Origin of the sequence: Pseudomonas sp. B21-017, assembly GCF_024749245.1 — a bacterium.
Taxonomy (GTDB): Bacteria; Pseudomonadota; Gammaproteobacteria; order Pseudomonadales; family Pseudomonadaceae; genus Aquipseudomonas.
On sequence record NZ_CP087194.1, the window covers coordinates 2,961,652 to 2,984,795 of the forward strand.

Genomic DNA, 23,144 nt, shown 5'->3' on the forward strand with positions numbered 1-23,144 from the left:
TTTGCGAAAAACCGTATAACTTATTGATTTTTATTGAATTATAGAGATGGCACGGTTGCTGCTCTAGTCCTTGTGCAGGTGCCGCGGTGGCCTCTGCCACCATGAGGACGGGCAATGAGCAACACACTGAAAGTGGTCGCGGTATCCGGGAGCGTGCAGCGGCCTACGCGCACCCTGGTGCTGCTCAAGGCTCTGGTCGCCGGTCTTGCGCAACAGCTGCCGATCGCGCTGCACCTCATCGAGTTGTCCGAGGTCGGCCCGCAGTTTGCCGGGGTGCTGTGCCGTGAAGACTTGCCCGCTGCGGTAGAGGCCGATCTGCAGGCCATTGAAACGGCCGACCTGCTGATTGCTGCCAGCCCGGTGTACCGCGCCTCGTACACCGGACTGTTCAAGCACCTGTTCGATTTCGTCCATCACCAGGCGTTGAACAACGTGCCGGTGTTACTGGCCGCCACCGGTGGCTCGGACCGCCACGCCCTGATCATTGATCACCAGTTGCGCCCGCTGTTTGGTTTCTTCCAGGCCCTGAGCTTGCCCATCGGTGTGTATGCCGCCGAAGCCGATTTCACCGACTACCAGATCACCAGTCCGCAGTTGCTCGAACGCATCGAGCGCGCTGTCGAGTCGGCGGTCCTGAGCCTCAATCCGAAAGTTCACCGGGATGCCAGCGCTGCCTGACGTCCCGGGTCAACCCTCATTTCAACGAGTCAATGGAGTACGTACAATGAGCCAGGACAACATCAAGTTTGCCTATTGGGTTCCCAACGTCAGCGGTGGCCTTGTGGTCAGCAAGATCGAACAGCGCACCAGCTGGGACATCGATTACAACCGCAAGCTGGCGCAAATCGCCGAAAAGGCCGGCTTCGAATACGCCTTGTCACAGATCCGCTTTACCGCCGGTTATGGCGCCGAAAACCAGCACGAGTCGGTGACCATAAGCCACGCGCTGTTGGCCGCCACCGAGAAGCTCAAGGTGATCGCCGCCATCCTGCCTGGGCCCTGGAGTCCGGTGCTGGCGGCCAAACAGCTGGCCACCATCGACCAATTCACCAACGGTCGGGTCGCGGTGAATATCGTGTCGGGCTGGTTCAAGGGCGAGTTCCGGGCCATTGGCGAGCCGTGGCTGGACCACGATGAGCGCTATCGTCGCTCGGAAGAATTCATCCAGGCGCTCAAGGGCATTTGGACCCAGGACAACTTCAGTTTTCATGGCGATTTCTACCGCTTCCATGACTACACCCTCAAACCCAAGCCACTGCAGCAACCGCACCCGGAAATCTTCCAGGGTGGCAGCTCGCGCGCGGCGCGGGACATGGCTTCGCGGGTTTCCGATTGGTACTTCACCAACGGCAACAGCGTCGAAGGCATCAAGGCCCAGGTCGACGACATTCGGGCCAAGGCCGCGATCAATGGCCACTCAGTGAAAGTTGGGGTGAACGCCTTTGTCATTGCCCGCAAAACCGAGGCTGAAGCCCGAGCGGTATTGCAGGAAATTATCGCCAAGGCCGATCCGGAGGCCGTCAACGGTTTCGGCAGCGAGGTGAAGAACGCCGGCGCCTCCAGCCCTGAAGGCGAAGGCAACTGGGCCAAGTCCACCTTCGAAGACCTGGTGCAGTACAACGATGGCTTCAAGACCAACCTGATCGGTACGCCGCAGCAGATTGCCGAACGCATCGTCGCCCTCAAGGCGGTGGGCGTGGACCTGGTGCTCACTGGCTTCCTGCACTTTCATGAAGAAGTGGAGTACTTCGGCCGCAAGGTGTTGCCGTTGGTGCGTGAGCTGGAGCGCGAGGCGGTCGCGGCCAAGGCTGCGGCGCTCGCCTAAAGGACGGGAAAGGTCATGGCGACATTCACTGATAACACGCAATCCGACACCTTGCCGCAGTGGCTGCAACAGCAGGCACGTCAGCAAGGGACGGGCATTGCCCTGCGACATAAGCGCCTGGGGGTGTGGCAGGTGCGAACCTGGCGCCAACTGGCCGCTGAGGTTGAACACCTGGCAATGGCCTTGCAGGTGCGTGGTTTTGTGCCTGGCGCGAGCTTGGTGATTGTCAGCCGCCCGCGGCCGGAGGCGTTGATCGCTGTACTGGCGGCACAGTGGTTGGGCGGGGTGGCCGCGCTGTTGGATCCGCTGGAGGCTGCGGCTGCACAGGTGCCGCTGTTGCGTGAGCTGCACAGTGAATGGGTGTTCGCCGAAGGCCATGAGGAGATTCAGCGCCTGCGCGCCGCCGGACTGGCGCCCAGGCTGCTGATTTACGCCGACGGCCGCGGCATGGCTGAGGTGAGTCAGGCCGGTGATACCCTGGCGCTCGCACAACTGCTGCTGGGCAGCGATCACCGGCTGGAACCCCAGGCCCGAGCCGAGCGCACAGCTTTTACCTTCTACCGTTTGGGTGCGGGGCAGCGCATCGAGCAGCAGCGCATTAGCCACGCCGAGTTGCTAAAGGAAGGCCGGCGCCTGGTGCACAGCGAGCAGCTGGGGCGGCAGGAAGAAGCCCTGGCGGCGCGAGCGTTTGCCGCGGGTAGTCAAGCGCGTTACTTGCTGGCGCCTTGGTTGATTGCCGGCTTTCGAATGAATTTTCCGGAGAACCTGGCGACTCGCGACCGGGACCGTCGCGAGTTGGGCCCGACGCTGGTGGCCGGCACCCGGGAAACCTACGAGCGCCTGCATGCCCAGGTCCTGGCCCGCTTGCCGGAGCCAGGCAGCTGGCGTCGGCGTCTGGTGGACTGGGCGCTGGTGGCGCACCCCGGTGCGCTGCAACGGCATCTGGGGTACTGGCTGATCCGCCGGCCGTTGCGCGACATCCTCGGCTTTTCCCGCACCCGCGCGCCGTTGGTGGTGGGCGAGGCGCTGGCGCCACACACCCAGGCGTTTTTCCAGGCCTTGGCGATTGAAGTACGCACCTGGCCTGACCCGGCACAGTGGCACCGGCCCGCGCGCTGGCCAGCCCCGTTGGTCAACGGCTGGATCGAAGACAGCACGCAACCGGCCTGACAAGGACATGACTCATGGCACAGACACAGGCGACAAAGGTTGAACATCTGCTGGTGTTGGAAAATATTGGCTTGTCGTTCAAGGGCGTCAAGGCGGTGACCGACATCAGCTTTGCCGTGGCCGCCGGCGAGATTTGCGCCTTGATCGGCCCCAATGGCGCGGGTAAAAGCTCACTGCTGAATGTGATCAACGGCGTGTACCAGGCCCAGCAGGGGCGCATCCGCTTTGCCGGAGAAGGGCGCCGGCGCATGAGCCCGCATGATGCGGCGGTGCGCGGCATTGCCCGCACCTTTCAGAACATCGCCTTGTTCAAAGGCATGAGTGTGCTCGACAACGTGCTCACCGGACGCACCCTCAAGCGTCGCAGCAGCTGGATCGAGCAGGCTCTGCGCATCGGCCGCGCCGCTGGCGAGGACGACCGCCAACGTGAGGCCGCCGAGCGGATAATCGACTTTCTGCACATCCAGCCCTGGCGCGACACCCTTGTCGGCAAGCTGCCCTATGGCTTGCAGAAACGGGTGGAACTCGCCCGTGCCCTGGCCGCCGAACCGCGTTTGCTGTTGCTGGACGAACCGATGGCCGGGATGAACGCCGAAGAGAAGCAGCAGATGAGCCGCTTCATCGTCGACATCAACCGTGAGTTGGGCACTACGGTGGTGTTGATCGAGCACGACATCGGCGTGGTCATGGGCATTTGCGATCACGTGGTGGTGCTCGACTACGGCCGCAAGATCGGCGACGGCCCACCCGAAGAAGTGCGACAAAACCCCGAGGTGATCGCCGCCTACCTCGGCACGCGCCACTAACCCCTGGGTCGATAGCGCCGCCAGCCGCCAGCCGCCTGGTGGCCAGGAACCCTTTGCCCGCAAAACAGGAAGGCTCATGGAATTTTTCTTAGAGGTGTTGATCGGTGGGCTGCTGGCCGGGGTGATGTACGCCCTGGTGGCCATCGGTTTTGTCCTGATCTACAAGGCCTCCGGCGTCTTCAACTTCGCCCAGGGGGCGATGGTGCTGTTTTCGGCGCTGACCTTTGTCAGCCTCTTGGAGCGCGGGGTGCCGTTCTGGCTGGCGTTTGTCATTAGCCTGGCGGCGATGGTGCTGCTGGCGTTGGCGGTGGAGCGGGTGGTATTGCGTCCGCTGGTCAACCGCTCGCCAATCACCTTGTTCATGGCCACCCTCGGCTTGTCCTACGTGATCGAAGGGGGCGCCCAGGCGCTGTGGGGCGCCCAGGTGCATGGCCTGGAACTGGGCATCAGTGACGAGCCACTGGAACTGGGCGGCATGCTGTTGTCGCAGTTCGACATTTTTGCCGCCGTGGCCGCCGCGCTGCTGGTGTTGGCGCTGTCGCTGCTGTTCAACAAGACCCGTATTGGTTTGTCGTTGCGTGCCGTGGCCGATGACCCGCTGGCGGCGTTGGCCGTGGGCATCCGCCTGCAACGGGTGTGGGTGCTGGTGTGGGCGGTGGCCGGGTTTGTCGGTCTGGTGGCCGGCCTGCTCTGGGGCGCGCGGCTGGGGGTGCAGTTTTCGCTGTCGCTGGTGGTACTCAAGGCATTGCCGGTGCTGATCATCGGCGGTTTTACCTCGATCAGTGGGGCGATTGTCGGCGGCTTGATCGTCGGCGCCTCGGAGAAGCTGGCCGAGGTGTACCTGGGCCCCGTCATCGGCGGCGGTATCGAGAACTGGTTTCCCTATGTGCTGGCGTTGCTGTTCCTGCTGGTGCGGCCGGCCGGGCTATTTGGTGAACGCGCGATCGAGCGGGTTTAAGGAGAGGCGTGATGTTTTATCAGGAAGCCGGTCAGTTCAGTACTCGCTATGCCCAGGACCGCCGGGTGTTTCGCCTGCGGCAGGACCGTTACGGCTTGGTTGCCTTGCTGCTGTTGGCCTTTGTAGGTGTGCCGTATCTGGGTAACGACTATTGGTTCAGCGCCATTCTGATTCCGTTTCTGGTGCTATCACTGGCCGGGCTGGGGCTGAACCTGCTGACCGGCTATGCCGGGCAGTTGTCGCTGGGCTCGGCGGCCTTCATGGCTGTGGGCGCCTTTGCCACTTACAACGTTGAACTGCGGGTGCCGGGCTCGCCGTTATTGCTCAGCATGGCCCTGGGCGGGGGAGTGGCAGCGCTGGTGGCGGTGCTGTTCGGCCTGCCGAGCCTGCGGATCAAGGGCTTCTATCTGCTGGTGTCGACCCTGGCGGCACAGTTCTTTGTGACCTGGGCGCTGACCCGCTTCAGCTGGTTCTCCAATAACAGCGCCTCGGGGGTGATCAGTGCACCGCGCCTGGAGATACTCGGGGTGGATTTGAACTCACCGGTGGGCCGTTACCTGCTGACGTTGGGGGTGGTGGTGGCGTTGTTCTGGCTGGGCAAGAACCTGGTGCGCAGTGAACTGGGACGCAACTGGATGGCCGTGCGTGACATGGACACGGCCGCTGCAGTGATGGGAATTGCGTTGCTCAAGACCAAGCTGCTGGCGTTTGCAATCAGCGGCTTCTTTCTCGGGGTGGCCGGAGCGCTGTGGGCCTTCACTTACCTGGGCACCGTGGAGCCCCACGGTTTCGATCTGAATCGGTCCTTCCAGATCCTGTTCATCATCATTATCGGTGGCCTGGGCAGCATCCTCGGCAACTTCCTGGGCGCGGCGTTCATCGTGCTGTTTCCGGTGCTGCTGTCGAACCTGGTGGCCTTGTTGCCGGCCGGGCTGATCGATGCCGGGCAGATAGAAAACCTGCAGAAGATGGCATTTGGCGCCCTGATCATTGTGTTCCTGGTCAAGGAGCCGGAGGGCCTGGCGCGCCTCTGGCAGAAGTTCCGCGAGCGCGCTCGGTTGTGGCCCCTGCGCTACTGAGCAAACCGGCGCAGGCATGGACTGCGCTTCGATCCTCCTGCGGCAAACGTGCGATTGAATCATTGATAAGGAAAATACCGATGTTGAAACGATCTCTACTCAGTAGCCTCGCCCTGGCCGTCAGCCTGAGCGTTGCCACATTGACTGCGCAGGCGGATAACGAACAGTACTTCCCGCTGCAGAGCTATCGGGTCGGTCCTTATGCCGCCGGTGGTACCGGGTTTTTTGGTGGTTTTATCGACTACCTCAAGTACGTCAATGCCAATGGCGGGGTCAACGGCGTCAAGCTGACCTGGAGCGAGTGCGAAACCGAATACGTGGTCGAGAAGGGCGTGGAGTGCTACGAGCGTCTGAAAAAAGGCCTCAATGGTGCGCCGGCTGCCGCCACTAACCCGCTGTCGGTGGGCATCGCCTATGCCACCCTGGAGCGCTCGACCGCGGACAAACTGCCGCTAATCACCATCAACCACGGCCGCACTGACTCCACTGACGGCAGCGTTTTCCCCTATGTCTTCCCGTTGCAGCTGAACCCGTACTCCGAAGTCTCGGCGATCATCAACTACATCGGCCAGCAGGCCGGGGGGCTGGACCAGCTCAAAGGCAAGAAGATAGTCACCCTGTATCATGGCTCGCCCTACGGCAAGGAAACCAATGAGGTGTTGCAGACCCTGGCCGACAAGTACGGGTTCAAACTGACCCTGCTGGAAGTGCCCCATCCGGGTAACGAACAGCAGTCGCAATGGCTCAACATTCGCCGGGAAAAACCCGACTGGGTGATTCTGCGAGGCTGGGGCGTGATGAACCCGGTGGCGTTGAAAACCGCGCAGAAAGTCGGCTTCCCGGCGGATCACATCATCGGCAACATCTGGAGTAACTCCGAGGACGATGCCGCACCGGCCGGTGCCGCCGCCAAAGGCTTTATCGCGATCACCACGCACCCCACGGGCACCGATTTCCCGGTCCTGCAAGGCATCCAGCAGCAGGTGGTGGCCAGGGGCAATGGTGACCTGGCCGATCCGAAACGCTTCGGCACCGTGTATTACAACCTCGGTGTGGTGAACGGCATTCTCAATGTCGAAGCGGTGCGCATTGCCCAGGAGAAATTCGGCAAGCAACCGCTCACCGGCGAGCAGGTGCGCTGGGGCTTCGAGCACCTCAAACTGGACGATGCCCGCCTCAAGGAGCTGGGTGCACTGGGCTTGGTGCAACCATTGCAGCTGTCGTGCTCGGACCATGAAGGGGGCGGTGCCGTGCGCTTCCAGCAGTGGGATGGCAGCCAGTGGAAACTGATCAGTGACTGGGTACAGGCCGACCGTGCCTTGCTCAGGCCGATCATCGAAGCCTCGTCGCACCAGTACGCCAAGGAAAAAGGCATCACGCCGCGCGATTGCAGCCAGGACAGCTGAGATGTGAATCGGGTCGGGGAGGCGTCCCCAATGCTTTTCCGTTAAGGCAATGTCTGCTCAATACACATCCCGTGGCGAGGGAGCAAGTCACTCGCCACAAGTCACTTGTTTCAAGCTTTTATTAATTGAAGAGCATGGGGATAGGCGTATGAACCAAGTACCGATCTTGCGGATCGACGCGATTGAAGTCCTGTACGAACAGGCCATCCTCGCGGTGTGCGGGGTATCGCTGGCGGTACCGCAAGGGCAGATCGTGGTGTTGCTGGGGGCCAACGGTGCCGGCAAGAGCACCACCTTGAAGGCCGCCTCCAATCTGGTGCGCGCCGAGCGGGGCGAGGTAGTGCAGGGGCGGATCCTCTATCGAGGCGAGGATGTCACCCGTAGCACGCCCCATAGCCTGGTGGCCAGCGGCCTGGTGCAGGTACTGGAAGGCCGGCATTGCTTTGCCCAACTGACAGTGGAAGAAAACTTGCTGACGGGTGCCTTTGCGCGTCAGGTGTCCCGCGGGCAACTGAAGGCCGATCTTGAGCGTATCTACAGCCAGTTTCCGCGCCTCAAGCTGCGGCGCAAAAGCCTGGCCGGCTACACCTCCGGCGGTGAACAGCAGATGGTTGCGCTCGGGCGGGCGCTGATGGCCCGGCCGCAGCTGGTATTGCTGGACGAACCTTCGATGGGCCTGGCACCGCAGATCGTCGAGGAGATCTTCGAGATCATCCAGCAGCTCAATCAGCGCGACGGCGTGAGCTTCCTGATTGCCGAGCAGAACATCAACCTGGCCCTGCGTTACGCCCAGTACGGCTACGTGCTGGAAAGCGGCCGGGTTGTCAGCGAAGGCACGACCGGGCAGTTGGCCGCGCGCAGTGATATTCAGGACTTCTACCTGGGGGGCGGGACAGCGGGTAAAGGAGCTGCTGCTTGACCGCCACCAGTCAGATCGACAGGTTGACCACTTTGACCGTCTGGGCGTCCTGTACCGGGCGGCGTTTGTTCACCACCAGTTCACCGACCTTGATCAGCATCGCGCGGGTGATGTTGCGACTCAGCCCCAGCAAGCCGGCGGTGTGCACCTGGTTGTAGTGGCAGAAGCGATAGGCCGCGCGCAACAGCGCTTCCTCGACCCGCTCGTGGAGGGCGCCGCTTTCTTCCTCGAACAGCTTCTTGAAGGCTTGCTGCAACAGGGCGTCGGCACTGTCGTCCTGGACGGTATTGCTGGCTTCCAGGCGTTCGATACGCAGGTTGGACAGGTGCAAGTCCTGGACGCGGATCAGATTGTTACGGCAGATCAGTAAGGTGTGGTGAATGACGTTTTCCAGCTCGCGAATATTGCCCGGCCATGAGTAATTCACCAGCTTCTGTTCGGCTTCGGTATCCAGCACCACTTCGCCATAGCCCAGCCGACGACTGTACTCGGCGATGAAGTGGCGGATCAGCGGCAGGATGTCGCCCGGTCGCTCGCGCAGCGGGCTGAGTTCCAGGCTGACCACGTTTAGCCGGTAATAGAGGTCTTCGCGAAAGTGCCCGGCGTTGATGGCTTTTTCCAGCTGCACGTTGGTCGCAGCCAGCACCCGTACATCGATTGGGATGCTTTTGCGTGAACCCAGGCGAACCACTTCACGCTCCTGCAGCACCCGCAGCAACTTGACCTGGATTGGCATCGGCAAGTCGCCGATTTCGTCGAGGAACAGCGTGCCGCCGTTGGCTTCCTCGAACCAGCCGGCTTTGGCGCTCAGGGCGCCGGTGAAGGCGCCTTTTTCGTGGCCGAACAGTTCGGCCTCCACCAAACTTTCGGAAAACGCGCCGCAGTTGACCGCGATAAACGGTTTGTTGCGACGAGCGCTGAGGTTGTGCAGGTGACGGGCCACCAGCTCCTTGCCGGTCCCGGTTTCGCCGATGATCAACACGCTGGCATCACTGGGCGCAACCTGTTGCAGGTGCGCCAGCAGCGCCTGTGATTTCGGGTCTTCGAAGACTTGCGCGGTGGCGCGTATCGAGGTGGCCAAGGCTGGTGAGGGCGGCAGCGTGAGTAGTTGCATGGTCGGGCCTATGAGTAAAAGGACGGAGTGGGCAGCGCCGTGTTGAGCGCCCAGTCACCCAGTTCATGGAGCTTGTAGTCCACGGGGTCGTGCAGGGTCTGGGTGCGCAGGTTGCGCCAGTGACGATCAAGGCGCAGCGCGGCATGGGTGGCGCGGGCGCCGGTCACTTCAAACAGGCTGCTGGTCAGGTCCAGGCCGGTGCGGGTGGCGGCGACCTTGGCGGTGGCAATGGCCAGGGCCAGTTGGCCACGTTCCTCGGCGGCGAGCTGGTGCTCCTTGCACCAGGCTTGGTCGAGCAGGGCGTTGGCTCGTTCAGTGAGCAGGCGCACGCTTTCCAGCCCGACCCAGAATTCGCCGTAATGGCGCAGGACATAGGGGTCCTGATTGGCCTGGCTGACGTTGGCCTTGAACCAGGGGCGCGTTTCCTTGAGGGTGTAATCGCGGGCCTCTTCGAACGCGCCCTCGGCAATGCCGAGGAAGATATTGACGAAGGTCAGTTGGGCGATCAGCGGGCGCAGGCAGGCAAAGGGCGTGCTCAGCGGGCCGGGATCGAGCAGCAGCTCATTCTCTTCCACGCGCACCCGTTCGAAGGTGGCGCTGCCGCTGTCGGTCTGCCGTTGGCCGATGTTGTCCCAGTCGCCGTGCAAGGTGATGCCGGTGCGGTGGCTGGGAATGGCGGCGATCAACAGCTTGCCGCTGGTGGATTCATCCAGCGCCGAGGCAATCAGCATTTCCGAATCGGCGGAGCCGGAGCAGAAACTCTTGCGCCCGGAAAACTCGCGATAGCCGGCAAACTTTTTCGACAGGGTGCGGGTGTCCAGCGGGTTAAGGGCATTACCCCAGAACCAGTTGTTGCGCGCGGTCTGTTCGAACCAGGGCTGCCACTGTTCGGGCCGGGAAAACAGCCGCACCGTGGCCAGCATCAAGTGCTGGAAGCCGAACACGTGGGCGATCGAGCTGTCGATCCTGGCGAATTCGCGCACCACTTCCAGGGTGTCGCTCCAGCTGGCGCCAAGGCCACCGTATTGCTGGTCAATTTTCATCGCCAGCAGACCGCTACGGCGCAACTCGTCGCGCTCGGCTTTCGGCGTGCCGCCCAGATGGTCGCGTTCGGCGGCGGTTCGGGAAAACTCGGCGGCGAGCGTCCGAGCGATCTGCAGCGGGGTTTCAAGTTTGGACGTATGGATAGCGGTCACAGGCTGTTCCTCAGGCTGTTTTCCGCAGGTCGGCGGCATTGGCGGTGAACAGCGGTGCGGCCCGTTCGACTGCCAGGCGGATGCGTGTTTTCAGCGCTTCGCTGCTGATCTGGTAATTCGTGAAATCGGCCTCCGAGGCATACACGCCCAAGGGTAGGGTCACCGACTGGAAGAAGCTGAACAGCGGGCGCAACTGGTGATCGATTACCAGCGCATGCCGGTCGCTGCCACCGGTGGCGGCCAGCAACACCGGGGTATCGATCAATGCGTCCTGGCCAATCAGGTCGAACAGGTGCTTGAACTGGCCCGGGTAGGCACCACGGTAGACCGGTGCGGCCACCACCAACAGGTCCGCCGACTCAATCGCATTCAACTCGTACTCAACAGTTTCCGGCAGCTCCCGACGGGATATGGCGCTGCCCAGCGGGCGGACAATGTCACCCAGCTCGATGATGCGGCTTTCGATTGGCAGGTACTGGCTCAGCTCAGCAACGATGGCTTGGACCAGTACCAGGGTGCGCGACGGACGATAGGTTCCACCGGAAACGGCGACGACTTTAAGTGGAGTGCTCATGGGGTCTGTTCCTGTTCGAGTTGCGGGATGTGCAGCCATCAGAGCAAGAGTTGTTCCATGGTTAAAAGAGCTATGAAAAACAATAAGTTAGTCTGTTTCTTGGTCTCGACTGCTGTTGTCTGGGCAGCTAACTGTTGAGCGACTGTTGCGTGAGCAGCAATGGCGCTGCTGTTTGTCGGGCAACACTGTGGTATCCATGAATTGAATGTAAGTGATCTAAAAAACATCTAATAAATACTTTTTGGTTATTAGCTTAAGGCTTTGTCGGGCTGTCAGTGCCAGGCGAGCAGCTTTTGGCTGGCTTTAGCCGGCCGAAATCAGTAGGTAATGCCTCTCGGATCGGCCAAGTGTTGCTCAGACAATAGCGGTTCAACATCACTGTTGGGTGGGCAACAGTGGGTGGACCAAAGCGCATGGCATTCACCTTCCACCGTCGCCGCTCAGGTGGTTGTGCACGCTGCCTGCAGCCCGCAACGCAAGGTTTCAGGGCTTCTGGTATGGCTCTTGCTCAGGCACCTGACTCTCCAGCAACAGTGCTGATCAGGGCGCCACAGAGTGCTCGCTTCCTATATCTGCCGGCCGATGTGCCGTGCGCCTTGTGATCCAGCCCTGTATCACTCCCTGAGGCCCGTACCATGAATTTGGATATTTTCTGGTTTCTCCCCACCTCCGGTGACACCCGCTACCTGGGTAAGTCCGAGTCCGGCCGCCCGGCCACCAACCAGTACATGCGGCAGATTGCTGTGGCTGCGGAAAGCCTTGGCTACGACGGCCTGTTGATTCCCACCGGCAGCAGTTGTCTTGATCCCTGGGTCACCGCTGCCAGTCTGGTACCAGTGACCAGCCGGATTAAATTGTTGGTGGCCTTGCGCACGTCAATCAGCAGCCCGACCGTAACGGCACGTCAGGCTGCCAGCCTCGACCAGGCCCTGGGTGGGCGCCTGCTGCTCAACGTGGTCCCCGGTGGCGATGCGGCCGAGCTGGCCGCCGAGGGCGTGTACCTCAAGCACGATGAGCGCTATGAGGCCGCCGATGAGTTCCTCACCGTCTGGCGTCGGGTATTGCAGGGTGAAACGGTCGACTTCGAGGGCAAGCACATCCATGTGAAGCGGGCGCAGAATTTCTTCCCGCCGGTGCAGAAGCCCTATCCGCCGCTGTACTTCGGTGGCTCTTCGCCGGCTGCCCACGAGCTGGCCGCCAAACACGTGGACACCTACCTGACCTGGGGCGAGCCACCGGCCGCGGTGGCCGAGAAGATCGGCGATGTACGTGCCCGCGCCGCGAAGCACGGCCGCACAGTGCGTTTTGGCGTACGTCTGCACGTGATCGTGCGTGAAACCAACGAGCAAGCCTGGGCCGCTGCCAACGAACTGATCCAGTACCTGGACGACGAGACCATCGCCCAGGCCCAGGCCAACTACGCGACCATGGACTCCGAAGGCCAGCGCCGCATGGCTGCGCTGCACGGTGGCTGTCGCGATCAGCTGGAAGTCAGTCCCAACCTGTGGGCCGGTGTCGGCCTGGTGCGCGGCGGTGCCGGTACTGCCTTGGTCGGTGACCCGCAGACCGTCGCCGCCCGGCTGCAGGAATACGTCGACCTCGGCGTCGACAGCTTCGTGCTCTCAGGTTATCCGCACCTGGAAGAGGCCTACCGCTTCGCCGAACTGGTGTTCCCGTCGTTGCCCGGTAAACAGGCGGTGACCGTCAATGAGGTGCTCACGGGCGGAGCCTTCGATGTGCGAGCCAAGACCAAACAAGAGGAAACCGCGGTATGAAAGTGATCGACATGCGCTGCCGGCCGGCCTATCTGCACGATTTCTTTGGCGCCAACCCGGGCTCGGCGGGCTACGCCACCGCGCGCTGGCTGAATCGCCGCGTCGGAGCTCGCGGCAGCGACGAGCATTTTGCCCGCTCGCTGACGCCAGAGGGCTTTATTGCCGAAGTCCGAGAAGCCGGTTTGAGCCAGGCGGTGGTGGTGGGGCGACACACCCCTGGGCAACACCTGCCGAATGATTTCATCCACGAAATCACCCATCCCCATCAGGAGCTGCTGGGTATCGCCGGGGTTGACCCGACGCTTCAGGGTATCGATGGCGCTATTGCCGAAATCGACCGGGTGATTGATCAACTCGGTCTGGTCGGTATCGGCCTGGAGCCGGGTTTCGCCGCGCCGGCACGGCATCCGGATGACCCGCTGTACTTTCCCCTCTACGAACACTTGTCGCGCCGTGGCATTGCGCTGTTCCTGATGAGCGGACCGACCACGCCGGATCCGGCCTTCAACGACCCTGGCCGCCTGGCAGCGGTGGCACGAGCGTTTCCCGAACTGAAAATAGTCTGTTACCACGGCTACTGGCCGAACGTGGCGCAACTGCTGGGCGTAGCTTTTCGCTATGAAAACATCTTCGCCGTGCCAGACATGTACCTGTTCCTGCCGGGCAGCGAGGCCTTTGTCGCAGCAGCCAATGGCTTTCTGGGCGACCAACTGTTGTTTGGCTCGTCCTACCCGTTCCGGCCGATCCGCCAGTCGATCGAGGATTTTCAGGCGCTGGGGTTCAAGGATCAGGTGCTGGATAAGTTGCTTTATGGGAATGCGGCGCGGTTGTTAGGGTTGAGGAGGTAGCCTTGAATCGACGCCTGCCGTTTCGACGGACGCCCAATCGGGCTATAGAAGTCGGCGAGGTAATGGCGCGGGTCGCCCAGCAGCGCGTTGACGCCGACGGCAATTGGCTGTGTCAAACCGATGGAAAGATCCAGGACAAGGCGCCTTGAACAATAAGCTGTTGGCGAGCCTCCCATTGGCGCAACAGCCTGTCGCGGCAGGCCAGGCGCTCGTTCAGTTCGGCGACTTCCAGGCTCAGTGCGCGCACCTCGTCTTTCTGCATCCGACGCTCTTGCAGCAATTGCTCGACGCTGGTCAGGATGCGTCGCAACAACGGGTTGTTCGACGACAACGGCGTGCTCGCCTGGTCAGGCTGGTCCAGTCTGTCGGCGAGCGGAGCCAATACCCAGTGGGTTGTCCGGCTGAAAAAAACATGGAGCACCTCTACCTGAGTGAAGTGATGTCAGCCGCCAGGGGCTGCGGTGGACGTACCGACAACGACTGCGAATCAAACACTGTCGCCCCCGGCAGGGCTTGCCAGGCCAGTGGGCCGGCGGCGATTTCCCGGGTACTGAGCAGGCAGTGGTCAAGCTCGCGCTGTAAAACCTCGGTGTCGAGGCCCTGGCCGATGAACACCAATTCCTGGCGACAATCACCGACCACGTTGTCCCACTTGGCCATGATGCTCTGGAGCCGGTATTCATCCCGTGGCCATTGCGACGGATCGATAAAGTTCCACCAGTGGCCGACATAGTCCCACTGGAACTGCCCGCCGCTCTGCACCAGCATGCCGGTTTCCAGGTGCCGGCTGGCGAGCCAGAAATAGCCTTTGCTGCGCAACAGCCGTCCGTTGCGCCAGGGGCGCTGGAGAAAGTCGAGCAAGCGCTGTGGGTGAAAGGGTGTCCGCTCACGGTAGACCCAGGATGTCACACCGTAGGTGTCCGCTTCGGAGGCTGGCGCGTCGGTCACCTCCATTTTCCTCATCCAGCCCGGCGACGCGGCAAGGCTGGGTAAATCAAACAGATGGGTGCCGAGGATGCTCGACAGCGCGACTTGACCGTGGGTCATCGGCAGGATCCGCGCGCCGGGGTTCAGGCCGGCGAGAATGGCGTGCAGTGCCTGGTAACCGGCGTCATCGATCAGGTCCAGTTTGTTGACGAGAATAACGTTGGCGTACTCCACCTGCTCGATCAGAAGGTCGGCCAGATGGCGCTCCGGCGCGTCTTCCATGGCATCCGCACGGGCCACGGTATCCGGCGACTCGAGCAGCGCCTGAAACTGGCTGCCATCGACCACCGTCACCAAGGTGTCCAGGCGTGCCAGTTCGCTGAGGCTGAAGCCTTCGGTGTCAAGGAAGGCGAACGTCTCCGCCACCGGCATCGGCTCGGAGATCCCGGTGGATTCAATGAGCAGGTAGTCGAAACGCTGCTGACGTGCCAGATCACTGATCTGCTCCAGCAAATCGGCGCGCAGTGTGCAGCAAATACAGCCGTTGCTCATCTCGATTAACTCATCGCGACCACGGTGCAGCGACACGTCGCGCTGCACCGCTTCGGCATCGATGTTGACTTCGCTCATATCGTTGACGATGACCGCGACTCTCAGGCCTTCGCGATTGCGCAGGATATGGTTCAGCAGGGTGGTTTTGCCGGCACCGAGGAAGCCCGAAAGGACCGTCACCGGCAGTCGGCCCGCCTGGGCGCCGTCAATCATGCGTTCACCGCTTTTGCGCTGGGCGCCTTGTCGAGGTAGCTTTCAAAAAGATCGACCACCACGAAACCATCGTCCGCCGCGTCGCCCCAAAGGTCTTTCACACGAAATTCGACGTGGTAGGTCGGCTGATGCGCCGCGCTCACATCGCCATGGCCGATGGCATCCGGGAAGGGCCACTGTTCTGACGTGCGGTGCAGGATCACGCCTTCCTTGCCGCGTACGTAGGCCGGCATGCGGATATGCCCGGCCACATATTCGTCGCGAACGACCACCCGATCGCCCACCTCGAAGGGGGGCCGACCGGTGATCGCCTGGCGCCCGCCCGCGTGGGCGGGGTTCGCCAGCTTGAAGTGAGAGCCTAGGGCCTCATCAAGTTCTGCCTGGGTAATCACGCCTGTTTCTACCAGCAGGGTCGCGGTGGCGATGATGTAGCGCTCGTAGTATTGCGTGCCGACATGTTGGCGAACATCCAGGCGTTCGACGGCGTGGCGCACTTCGTCGACGCTGAATTTTTTCAGGTGATCGACGCCGATGAACATCAAGCTGTAGGCCAGGTGTTCCCAGTCCTGCTTGAACACCTGTTTGTAGCTCAGGCTATTGATGGTGTGCGGGACTTTGCCAAAGCCTTGAAAACCGCCGAGATCGTGAAAGCCATCCATTGTGAATACCTCTGAAAAGTGAAAGAAACCCAGCGCCCTGGCTACGCTACCTGCGGCAGCGCCACGCCGATCAGGACGTCCTTGGTGATCAGGGCCCGCAGGGCCTCTTCATCCATGCCCTCACTGCCCTCGGGTCGTACCGGCAGCACCAGATAGCGGCTTTCGGCACTGGTGTCCCACACTTTGATGGTGGCTCCCTCTGGCAGCTCGGTGCCCAGTTCCCGCAGAACGGTGCGCCCTTCGCGGACCAGGCGGGCACGGAATTCGAAGCCCTTGTACCACTCCGGCGGCAGGCCGAGGACGGGCCAGTTGGTGCAGGAGCACAGGCTGCAGACGATCACGTTTTTCAGCGTGGAAGTGTCTTCCAGGGCGACGATGTATTCACCTTGTGGGCCGGTATAGCCGAATTGCGCGCAGGCAGCGGTACCGTCCTTGAGCAGCAGTTCACGAAACTGCGGGTCGACCCAGGCCTTGGCCACCACTCGAGCGCCATTCTCCGGGCTCCAGTCGTGGGCCATGAGTTGGGTCAGCTGTTCGATATAGCCGTCGGGAATCAGCTCCTTTTGCTTGAGCACCTGGAATAGGGCGCGGGCTCGCTCGCCTGGGGTCGAGGTGGTTTTTTCATCGGTGTTCATCAGTTAACTCCTCATCGTTGAGCGTTTAAGCAGCGCCTGGGGTGTTTGTTTTTGTGCGCTGCGCGGGGACCGACCGGTTAATTGTTTTTCCAGTCAACGGACGCTTCGAACGCTGCGGCCGCCTGGTAAATCGTGCCTTCGGCATAGTGCTTGCCCACCAGCATGAGCCCGACCGGCAGGCCGTCCACCAGCCCGCAGGGAATCGACATGGCCGGATGGCCGGTGATGTCCTGGGCTGAGGCGTTGCCGATCATTTCCAGCGCCCGGGCCACGTATTCCGTGATCGAGCAACCAGGTTCCGGATGAGGCTGGGCGATGATCGGCACGGTCGGCATCACCAGCAGGTCGTAGCGCGCCAGCGCCGCGTCGTAACCGGCCCGGGCCATGCGTGTGAGATTCTGCGCCTTGGCGTAGAAACGGCCGTTGTAGTGCTTGATGCCGTATTCACCGACAAACATGCACAGCTTGAGAGACGCGGACAGCTGATCCGCCTGCTCGCGCCACCCGGCTTGCTTGTCCAGCAACGTGAGGTCGTACAGGCCTTTCCAGTTAAAACCGGCGCCATTGCCGTGCATCATCTGCATTGTCAGGCCTTCACAGCCGATGGGGAGCCACAGCGAGCCGGCGATCTTGTGCTCCGGCACGGAGACTTCCTCGACATGCGCGCCGAGCCGCTCCAACTGGGCGATGGCGTTACGCACCGATGCAGTTACGCGCGGGTCCTGGTTGGCCAGCTGGAAACCTTCCTGCAGGATGCCGATCCTGAGCCCTTGCACGCCACGGTCCAGGTAATCGCTGTAGGTGTCGACCCGGGGCGCGGCCTGGCGTGGGTCGAGGCCGTCGGCGCCGGCCATGACTTCCAGCATCAACGCGTTGTCGCGCACGTTGGCCGTGATGGGCCCGGCATGGTCGATGGTCGCTTCGATCGCCATGATCCCGGTGTAGGGCACCAGGCCGTGGGTCGGCTTCATCCCGTAAGTACCGCAGAATGCCGAAGGAATCCGAATGGAGCCGCCCTGATCGCCGCCGACCGCGAGATCCACTTCGCCGGCGGCCACCAGTGCCGCGCTGCCGGAAGAGGAACCACCGGAGGCGAAACCCTGACGATAGGGGTTGTGTACCGGTGCGGGGTCAGAGGTGTGACTGCCACCGGACAGGCAGTAGTGCTCGCACGTGGCCTTGCCGAGAATGGTCGCCCCCGCATCCAGTAAGCGCGTGACCACGGTGGCATCGAACGACGGGACGAAACCTTCGAGTGGCGCGGCACCGTTCATCATGGGGACGCCGGCCAGGGCGATATTGTCCTTGAGCGCGACGGTTTTGCCCGCCAGCTTGCCTTGCGGTGCGCCGTTGACTTCGGTGCGGTAATACCAGGCGTTCAAGGGGTTGTGGGCCGCCGAAGGGCGGTAGCCGGAACTGCGCTCGTAACGGACGGGCGGCACGCAATCGGGCAGCTCGTCGATCAGGTCGTAGGCGTCGAAGCTCGACTGCATCAGGGCCAGGTATTCACTGGCTTGTTCACGGCTGAGCTGCATGTGCAGGCCGTTCGCGATGTCCAGTAAGTGTTCAAGGGTGGGACGAACGATTGCCATGGTGGGGCTGTCCTTATCGTGGTGGCCTGGGGTTCAAGATAATCCGTGCCTCTGCGCGGTGGCTTGGTTGAAAAAGACACCGACTTGGTTGAGCCGGACATCCTTGCGCCAGGCGCAGGAAGGGTGTCCGGCGGCTGTCTGCTGGACGGTTGGCTAGAACACGTGCGCGTAACGCAGGTTCATGCGGAAGTCCTCTTTGGCGCCGTTATCCACTGAAAGGTCCTTGCCCAGCTGCAGCTGGAGCTGGTCCTGGGGGGTGACGAATTTGGTGGCTGTCAGGCGGAAGTTGGTGGTGCCCATTTCGTCGTCCTGGTTGACACGCGCGACGCTGGTTTCACCGCCCCAGGTACGCCCGAAGCCGACGCCAAATGCCGTGGTGGGGTCTGGCATGTAACGGCCCATCACCTGGGCAGCGTAGGACACGTCCTGCTTGAGGCGGTCACCATTGGCGCCGTAATCGGTGTTATCGCCATACCAGGTGGCACCGCCGACCAGGTCCATTGCCCACTTCTCCGTGAAGTGCTTGACGTAGGCGCTCTGCAGCTCGAATTTCCAGCGGTTCTCACCGAGGTTGAGCGCGTCGTTCTTGTCGTAGGTACCGGAAGGGACATACACATAGGGGGCGATACTGAGGGTGTCGCGGGCTTCATTGAGCCGCCACTTGACCGGCGCGGTGAGGATCAAGTCGCCGACGCCCCGGGTACTGCCGAGTGTCGAGGCATCGCCGCCAGTGGAAACGTGCCCGAAGGGCAGGAGGAATTGCGGGTCGATGGTGACCGTTTCACTCAGCGCGTACACATGGAGCAGACGCAGGATGCCGACGTCCGAGCTCAACCTGAAGTCCGAGCTGGCCTTATGGCCATTGGCGTAGGCCGAGTCTGTGGTGGAGTGCTGGTAGTAAATCGCGCCGATGGTAGCGCCGACCGGGTATTGCTCGTAATCGCCAGGGGCCACCTCGCCAGCGTTCGCGTGGAGTACGGGCAACAGCGTGGAGAGTGTCAGCAGAAGGATCTTATTCATCTTTTATTCCTTGCACGGCAAGGCCGTGCCACCCGGGCAGGGCGGCAAAACGGCAGAAATTGGGGGGGTTAGACGCCGACCAGATTCAGGATGCAGGCGATTGCGCGTCGCGCAGCATTCCGGTCTGCGGGTGACAGTTGATGTACTCGAACACCTGGCTCTTGGCGTCCGACACCGACACTTCGTGGTACAGCCGCAATTTCTTCAGGCCCGCCGCGACACGGAAGAAGGTCACGAAAATTCGCAGATGGGTGGGGTGGGATTCCGCCCAGCGTTCGAGCTTCTCGATCGAGCGCCAGTGACCGATGTTGTAGCTCACGTCGAGGAAGTTGCCGTCCAGGTCGATATTGCGCACGAAGCGGTTGCTGTAGCAGCCCAGGGATTGGCCGTTGTCACGCAGGAAGTCCATGCCGTCCTGCAGGGTCGGCAGGATCTCGTCGAGGTACAGTGAACGTTCTTCAGCCTCGGCGTCCGCCCAGTCCTGGCCTGAGCGAATCAAGGCGAGGTTGTCATGCCCCATGATCACCACCCGGCCACCCTTGGCGGGATCACCCGCGACCACTTGCAGCTCGCTGGTGGGCATCATCCAGTCTGTCTGGGAGATCGGGAAGCGGTCGCGCATCGAGCCCCAGTAGCCGTGTTCTTCGATTTCACCACTGGTCGTATCCATTACCGCGCCGACGCCGGGCAGGTTGTCCTGGAAGGCATACAGGGTCTCAAACTGCTCGGCGCGCGGGGCGCTGATTTCACGGAAATAGCCAAGGCCATCACTCAGCCGATCCGACGAAGCCCACCAGTCATTCACCTCCGGTGAACGCAACCAGCGACAGTGGGCCGCCGGGTCTTTCCAATACCCGACGACAATCAGATTGTCGAAGCCGCTGTTGTCGGTGTGGTGGGTCAAGTCGTGGTTCTGCGGGCCATTGGCCAGGCTGAAACTGCCGACGATATGACGCATCGCCTGCAACGCGGCCTCGCGCTGTGCATCGCCTTGATACTGCACGCCGAAGTACCCCATCACTACTTGTTGCAGTTGCTCGTCAGCGCGTGCCACCCACATCGGAAACGGCGGCTGATACTCATCGGGCACGCGGCGGGACAGGGTGCGTGGGCATTTGAGATGTTTGTCGATTGCAGATTCCATCTTGAGCTCCTCGTTTTTTTTTTCAGGCAAGCGGTTTGGATTCACGCTTCGGCGGCGGGGTGCGCTTGGCGACCTGCCGTCGATGCAGCAGCTTCATGGCTCCCCATTCAATCAACCAGTAAGCCGACTCCTCAGGCACGAGATCGCGCATGTGCAGAAGCCAGGATGAGTCAGGCAATTGTTTTGAATATTGTCGGTCCATGGGAGGCCTCATCAGCAGGGGGATGAGCTGCTGTGAGGTGAAAATTAGGCTGGACGGCGATAGGCCGCTTTGTTCGTCAGGACAACCGTTTGGTTGTAAAAGACAACGCCGACACACGCGGCGCGGCCATGATCGGCATTGGTGCACCCACGCCGAATACGTCAGGCACTCTGCCTCTAAGTGGGGATTTTGAGGTGTTCTCGCGTCACGTTGGCCGGGCGAAAACCTCGATGGCAGTCACTTCGCAGAGCCCTTCAGGATCGGCATGAATGCGCTTGGCCTGTTAATTGCTGCGATAAAGCCGTTAGAACTTCTCGCGCTCTTACTGCAAGGTTGTACTGAGGTCCGTGGCATGAACCCAAGCACTCAATATTCGACCCTCGCTGTCGCGGCCCCGCGCCGCTTTGATTATTGGAAGGAAGTGGTCTGCCGCCATTGCCTGGCGGCCGATAGCAAACCTTTGTCCCAGAGCAGTTTTGATGGCTCGCTTGCAGTCAATACCGTGGGTGATCTGGACATTTGTTCGCTGTCTGCACCCCTGCATTACTGGGAACGCTCCGAGCAGCATCTGCGCAGTGGTCCTTCCGAAGATTTATGGTTGGGGTTCTCTCGAAATGGCCACGGCCAGATTGAACAAGGCGGCAGAAAAGCCAACCTGGCGGCGGGCAATTTGTTTCTTTATGACGCAACTCAGGCGTTTCGATTCAGCTTCGGTGGCACTGAAAACCACCTGGTGCGCATTCCGCGAGCCTTGCTCGTCGAACGCCTGCCACGTATCGCCGATTACACCGCGATGGTTCTCGACGAGCGGCGTCCGGGAGTCATTCCATTGCGTGAAATGTTGCGTCAGGCCGCGAGTGCGCCGGCATCGTTGCAGGATGAGGCCATCTCGAACCGTTACTCCAGCGCTTTGCTCGACCTCCTTGTCATCAGCCTGGAACTCCAGGACTTGAAGATCAGTCACGATGAGCTGGATCTCTACGGCCGCATCATGAAGTACATTCAACGGCACTTGACCGAGCCGGACTTGTCGATTGAAGTCATCGCGCAGGCCCACAATGTGTCCACCCGCACCGTCACCCGAGCCTTCGCCCGCTACCAGAAGACCCCCGTGGCAGAAATTTGGAAAGAGCGCCTGAATGCCAGCCGTGAAGCGATCGAGCGCGGTCAGGTGCGCAGTGTGTCCCAGGCGGCGCTGGACTTCGGGTTTTCTGACTTCTCCCATTTCAGCCATGCGTTTCGCAAAGCATTTGGCGTTGCGCCCAATACCCTGTTGCATCGAAATTGAGTGATGCCCCGAAGGACAGTGCCCTTGCGCTTGAACGCTCTTCTGTGAAAGCGCAGGGCGTTTCCTGCGGGGCGTTCTGTTTGGACCGGGGGACATGGTGGACACATGTTCGGAGACATAGTGGACAGTTAACGAAGCCGTTTACCTGATATTACGGATCGGGCGTTCATCTCAATTTGTGCAACGCGATGCCTACCCAGTAGACATCGTGCTTGCCGTCCTCCAAGGTCCTGCGCAAGCCCACACGCTCACCGGTAAACGCCCGGGCCCAGCTTGAGCTCCTACCCTCACCAGTTGAGCTCCCCGTTGGCTTGCACTGTTCGCACTTCGTCATCATCGCCGTACTCCAGTTCCGCCGGTACCTCCTGATAGCACAGCTCACTTTGCCGGTACCGGGAGGCAGGAACGTTAAAATCCGGAGCTTGGTGTGGACGTTGGTGATTATAGATTTCCCGCCATTGGTCTGTTACGGTCGACGTATATCTAATACTTTCAATCATGTTCAGACCACTTTGCACGTCAACCACGCCCCCCAGAAAAGGCTGCTGAAGAAACGGGTAGCGTCTCCAAATCCGGCGTCATGCAAGAGTTTTTGAACCGCCGCCTCGGAATGTGGAGGATCAGCACCTTGAAGGATTTTCCCAAGCTTGACCTTCACTTCATCCGGGCTGGCTCCATGCTGCCGCCACCGCTGCCCCCAAGCCGCAAGCAGTAGCGGCTGGCTGGCATAAGCGTATTGATTCCCCGCGACAATCAACGGCGCCCCCGGTTTTAGATGAGCCCGAATGGATCGTAAAATTTGTCGCTTGGTTTCATCTCCATCGAGATGATGGAGTACCCCGATCAAGGTCGCTGCGTCGTATGACTCGTCTGCTGCCAGGTCTTCAACATGCCCAAGATGCATGGCCGTTCTTTCAAGCAAGTTGTTTGCCTCTAATTGCTGCTTTGCAGCCTCCAACATCGGCTCGGACGGATCAACGGCCGTGAAGCGCCAACCCGGCTCAAGCTTGGCCATAGCAACAATTTCCTGCGCCGTACCGCCAGCGCCAACTACAAGTATTTTTGCCGAACGTGCAGTGCCCAGGCTTGCCGCCAGCATGCACGCCGCCAAGTCTTGGCAGGCGTCATATCCTGCTAGCGCAATACGGCTCTGTCGTCCGTACTCATTGGCTCGTGAGGTATCAAATTTTTCTGAGTTGAGAGGGGATGATTTCAAGGCGGTTCTCCATGTCCTGAAATCAA

At 61.2% G+C, this 23,144-nt stretch carries 23 protein-coding genes; 11 read left to right on the forward strand and 12 right to left on the reverse strand.

Features of this window, described 5'->3' with window-relative positions; all coding sequences use genetic code 11:
* Positions 1-114: 114 nt before the first annotated feature.
* From msuE (LOY28_RS13400) to LOY28_RS13435, 8 genes are all read left to right on the forward strand, one after another.
* A complete protein-coding gene (gene msuE / locus LOY28_RS13400) occupies positions 115-678 on the forward strand; it encodes an FMN reductase (protein WP_018929019.1) in 564 nt (187 codons plus the stop codon).
* Between the two features lie 46 nt (positions 679-724).
* Positions 725-1,825 (forward strand): dimethylsulfone monooxygenase SfnG, encoded by a 1,101-nt coding sequence (sfnG, locus tag LOY28_RS13405; RefSeq protein ID WP_258614206.1) that lies wholly within the window; start codon positions 725-727, stop codon positions 1,823-1,825.
* A gap of 15 nt (positions 1,826-1,840) precedes the next feature.
* Positions 1,841-2,995, forward strand: a complete 1,155-nt coding sequence (locus LOY28_RS13410; RefSeq protein ID WP_258614214.1) for an AMP-binding protein — start codon at positions 1,841-1,843, stop codon at positions 2,993-2,995.
* A gap of 14 nt (positions 2,996-3,009) precedes the next feature.
* Positions 3,010-3,801, forward strand: a complete 792-nt coding sequence (locus LOY28_RS13415) for an ABC transporter ATP-binding protein (RefSeq protein WP_258614217.1) — start codon at positions 3,010-3,012, stop codon at positions 3,799-3,801.
* A 76-nt stretch (positions 3,802-3,877) separates the two neighbouring features.
* Positions 3,878-4,759: a branched-chain amino acid ABC transporter permease gene (locus LOY28_RS13420; RefSeq protein ID WP_258614218.1), complete on the forward strand. Its 882-nt coding sequence runs from the start codon at positions 3,878-3,880 to the stop codon at positions 4,757-4,759.
* A gap of 11 nt (positions 4,760-4,770) precedes the next feature.
* Positions 4,771-5,838 (forward strand): branched-chain amino acid ABC transporter permease, encoded by a 1,068-nt coding sequence (locus LOY28_RS13425; RefSeq protein ID WP_064617655.1) that lies wholly within the window; start codon positions 4,771-4,773, stop codon positions 5,836-5,838.
* Positions 5,839-5,918: 80 nt separating this feature from the next.
* A complete protein-coding gene (locus LOY28_RS13430; RefSeq protein WP_018929025.1) occupies positions 5,919-7,244 on the forward strand; it encodes an ABC transporter substrate-binding protein in 1,326 nt (441 codons plus the stop codon).
* A gap of 148 nt (positions 7,245-7,392) precedes the next feature.
* Positions 7,393-8,163 carry an ABC transporter ATP-binding protein gene (locus LOY28_RS13435; protein ID WP_018929026.1) on the forward strand — a complete coding sequence of 257 codons (771 nt, stop codon included), beginning with the start codon at positions 7,393-7,395 and terminating at the stop codon, positions 8,161-8,163.
* 10 nt (positions 8,164-8,173) lie between these two features.
* On the opposite strand, the gene LOY28_RS13440 is transcribed toward LOY28_RS13435, so the two are convergent.
* Genes LOY28_RS13440 through msuE (LOY28_RS13450) form a run of 3 tightly spaced genes read right to left on the reverse strand, consistent with a single transcriptional unit; the run spans position 8,174 to position 11,047 of the window.
* The gene (locus LOY28_RS13440) at positions 8,174-9,277 is read right to left on the reverse strand and encodes a sigma-54-dependent Fis family transcriptional regulator (RefSeq protein ID WP_258614219.1); all 1,104 of its coding nucleotides are present in this window, start codon (positions 9,275-9,277) and stop codon (positions 8,174-8,176) included.
* 8 nt (positions 9,278-9,285) lie between these two features.
* Positions 9,286-10,473: an acyl-CoA dehydrogenase family protein gene (locus tag LOY28_RS13445; protein WP_258614222.1), complete on the reverse strand. Its 1,188-nt coding sequence runs from the start codon at positions 10,471-10,473 to the stop codon at positions 9,286-9,288.
* A 10-nt stretch (positions 10,474-10,483) separates the two neighbouring features.
* The gene (gene msuE / locus LOY28_RS13450; protein WP_018929029.1) at positions 10,484-11,047 is read right to left on the reverse strand and encodes an FMN reductase; all 564 of its coding nucleotides are present in this window, start codon (positions 11,045-11,047) and stop codon (positions 10,484-10,486) included.
* 635 nt (positions 11,048-11,682) lie between these two features.
* On the opposite strand from msuE (LOY28_RS13450), the gene ssuD reads away from it, so the two are divergent.
* Together ssuD and LOY28_RS13460 are read left to right on the forward strand one after the other, a co-directional pair.
* Positions 11,683-12,822 (forward strand): FMNH2-dependent alkanesulfonate monooxygenase, encoded by a 1,140-nt coding sequence (gene ssuD, locus LOY28_RS13455; protein ID WP_018929030.1) that lies wholly within the window; start codon positions 11,683-11,685, stop codon positions 12,820-12,822.
* Entirely contained in the window at positions 12,819-13,670 is an 852-nt protein-coding gene (locus LOY28_RS13460) for an amidohydrolase family protein (protein ID WP_018929031.1), read from the forward strand. The genes ssuD and LOY28_RS13460 overlap by 4 nt, the downstream gene beginning before the upstream one ends.
* A gap of 112 nt (positions 13,671-13,782) precedes the next feature.
* On the opposite strand, the gene LOY28_RS13465 is transcribed toward LOY28_RS13460, so the two are convergent.
* The 8 genes from LOY28_RS13465 to LOY28_RS13500 form a co-directional block, all read right to left on the reverse strand.
* Complete coding sequence (locus LOY28_RS13465; RefSeq protein ID WP_258614228.1) at positions 13,783-14,001, reverse strand: hypothetical protein; 219 nt, start codon at positions 13,999-14,001, stop codon at positions 13,783-13,785.
* Positions 14,002-14,093: 92 nt separating this feature from the next.
* Positions 14,094-15,362 (reverse strand): GTP-binding protein, encoded by a 1,269-nt coding sequence (locus tag LOY28_RS13470; protein ID WP_258614231.1) that lies wholly within the window; start codon positions 15,360-15,362, stop codon positions 14,094-14,096.
* Positions 15,359-16,021: a nitrile hydratase subunit beta gene (gene nthB, locus LOY28_RS13475; protein ID WP_018929034.1), complete on the reverse strand. Its 663-nt coding sequence runs from the start codon at positions 16,019-16,021 to the stop codon at positions 15,359-15,361. The genes LOY28_RS13470 and nthB overlap by 4 nt, the downstream gene beginning before the upstream one ends.
* 41 nt (positions 16,022-16,062) lie before the next feature.
* Positions 16,063-16,656 (reverse strand): nitrile hydratase subunit alpha, encoded by a 594-nt coding sequence (gene nthA, locus LOY28_RS13480; RefSeq protein WP_086945566.1) that lies wholly within the window; start codon positions 16,654-16,656, stop codon positions 16,063-16,065.
* Between the two features lie 77 nt (positions 16,657-16,733).
* Positions 16,734-18,248, reverse strand: a complete 1,515-nt coding sequence (locus LOY28_RS13485) for an amidase (protein WP_018929036.1) — start codon at positions 18,246-18,248, stop codon at positions 16,734-16,736.
* Positions 18,249-18,401: 153 nt separating this feature from the next.
* Positions 18,402-19,268, reverse strand: a complete 867-nt coding sequence (locus tag LOY28_RS13490) for a transporter (RefSeq protein WP_258614237.1) — start codon at positions 19,266-19,268, stop codon at positions 18,402-18,404.
* A gap of 85 nt (positions 19,269-19,353) precedes the next feature.
* Entirely contained in the window at positions 19,354-20,412 is a 1,059-nt protein-coding gene (locus LOY28_RS13495; RefSeq protein ID WP_018929038.1) for a phenylacetaldoxime dehydratase family protein, read from the reverse strand.
* A gap of 22 nt (positions 20,413-20,434) precedes the next feature.
* On the reverse strand, positions 20,435-20,614 hold the full coding sequence (locus LOY28_RS13500; RefSeq protein WP_018929039.1) for a hypothetical protein: 180 nt from the start codon (positions 20,612-20,614) through the stop codon (positions 20,435-20,437).
* Between the two features lie 352 nt (positions 20,615-20,966).
* Here LOY28_RS13500 and LOY28_RS13505 point away from each other — a divergent pair, with 352 nt between their 5' ends.
* Positions 20,967-21,902, forward strand: a complete 936-nt coding sequence (locus LOY28_RS13505) for a helix-turn-helix domain-containing protein (protein WP_018929040.1) — start codon at positions 20,967-20,969, stop codon at positions 21,900-21,902.
* Between the two features lie 502 nt (positions 21,903-22,404).
* Here the strand turns inward: LOY28_RS13505 and LOY28_RS13510 are convergent.
* Positions 22,405-23,118 carry a class I SAM-dependent methyltransferase gene (locus LOY28_RS13510; protein ID WP_064617671.1) on the reverse strand — a complete coding sequence of 238 codons (714 nt, stop codon included), beginning with the start codon at positions 23,116-23,118 and terminating at the stop codon, positions 22,405-22,407.
* Between the last annotated feature and the right edge of the window lie 26 nt (positions 23,119-23,144).

Excerpts from the sequence above, each read along its gene's own strand:
- msuE (WP_018929019.1), top strand. The coding sequence starts at position 115 with ATGAGCAACACACTGAAAGTGGTCGCGGTATCCGGGAGCGTGCAGCGG.
- sfnG (WP_258614206.1), top strand. The coding sequence starts at position 725 with ATGAGCCAGGACAACATCAAGTTTGCCTATTGGGTTCCCAACGTCAGC.
- LOY28_RS13410 (WP_258614214.1), top strand. The coding sequence starts at position 1,841 with ATGGCGACATTCACTGATAACACGCAATCCGACACCTTGCCGCAGTGG.
- LOY28_RS13415 (WP_258614217.1), top strand. The coding sequence starts at position 3,010 with ATGGCACAGACACAGGCGACAAAGGTTGAACATCTGCTGGTGTTGGAA.
- LOY28_RS13420 (WP_258614218.1), top strand. The coding sequence starts at position 3,878 with ATGGAATTTTTCTTAGAGGTGTTGATCGGTGGGCTGCTGGCCGGGGTG.
- LOY28_RS13425 (WP_064617655.1), top strand. The coding sequence starts at position 4,771 with ATGTTTTATCAGGAAGCCGGTCAGTTCAGTACTCGCTATGCCCAGGAC.
- LOY28_RS13430 (WP_018929025.1), top strand. The coding sequence starts at position 5,919 with ATGTTGAAACGATCTCTACTCAGTAGCCTCGCCCTGGCCGTCAGCCTG.
- LOY28_RS13435 (WP_018929026.1), top strand. The coding sequence starts at position 7,393 with ATGAACCAAGTACCGATCTTGCGGATCGACGCGATTGAAGTCCTGTAC.
- LOY28_RS13440 (WP_258614219.1), bottom strand. The coding sequence starts at position 9,277 with ATGCAACTACTCACGCTGCCGCCCTCACCAGCCTTGGCCACCTCGATA.
- msuE (WP_018929029.1), bottom strand. The coding sequence starts at position 11,047 with ATGAGCACTCCACTTAAAGTCGTCGCCGTTTCCGGTGGAACCTATCGT.
- ssuD (WP_018929030.1), top strand. The coding sequence starts at position 11,683 with ATGAATTTGGATATTTTCTGGTTTCTCCCCACCTCCGGTGACACCCGC.
- LOY28_RS13460 (WP_018929031.1), top strand. The coding sequence starts at position 12,819 with ATGAAAGTGATCGACATGCGCTGCCGGCCGGCCTATCTGCACGATTTC.
- LOY28_RS13470 (WP_258614231.1), bottom strand. The coding sequence starts at position 15,362 with ATGATTGACGGCGCCCAGGCGGGCCGACTGCCGGTGACGGTCCTTTCG.
- nthB (WP_018929034.1), bottom strand. The coding sequence starts at position 16,021 with ATGGATGGCTTTCACGATCTCGGCGGTTTTCAAGGCTTTGGCAAAGTC.
- nthA (WP_086945566.1), bottom strand. The coding sequence starts at position 16,656 with ATGAACACCGATGAAAAAACCACCTCGACCCCAGGCGAGCGAGCCCGC.
- LOY28_RS13485 (WP_018929036.1), bottom strand. The coding sequence starts at position 18,248 with ATGGCAATCGTTCGTCCCACCCTTGAACACTTACTGGACATCGCGAAC.
- LOY28_RS13490 (WP_258614237.1), bottom strand. The coding sequence starts at position 19,268 with ATGAATAAGATCCTTCTGCTGACACTCTCCACGCTGTTGCCCGTACTC.
- LOY28_RS13495 (WP_018929038.1), bottom strand. The coding sequence starts at position 20,412 with ATGGAATCTGCAATCGACAAACATCTCAAATGCCCACGCACCCTGTCC.
- LOY28_RS13500 (WP_018929039.1), bottom strand. The coding sequence starts at position 20,614 with ATGGACCGACAATATTCAAAACAATTGCCTGACTCATCCTGGCTTCTG.
- LOY28_RS13505 (WP_018929040.1), top strand. The coding sequence starts at position 20,967 with ATGAACCCAAGCACTCAATATTCGACCCTCGCTGTCGCGGCCCCGCGC.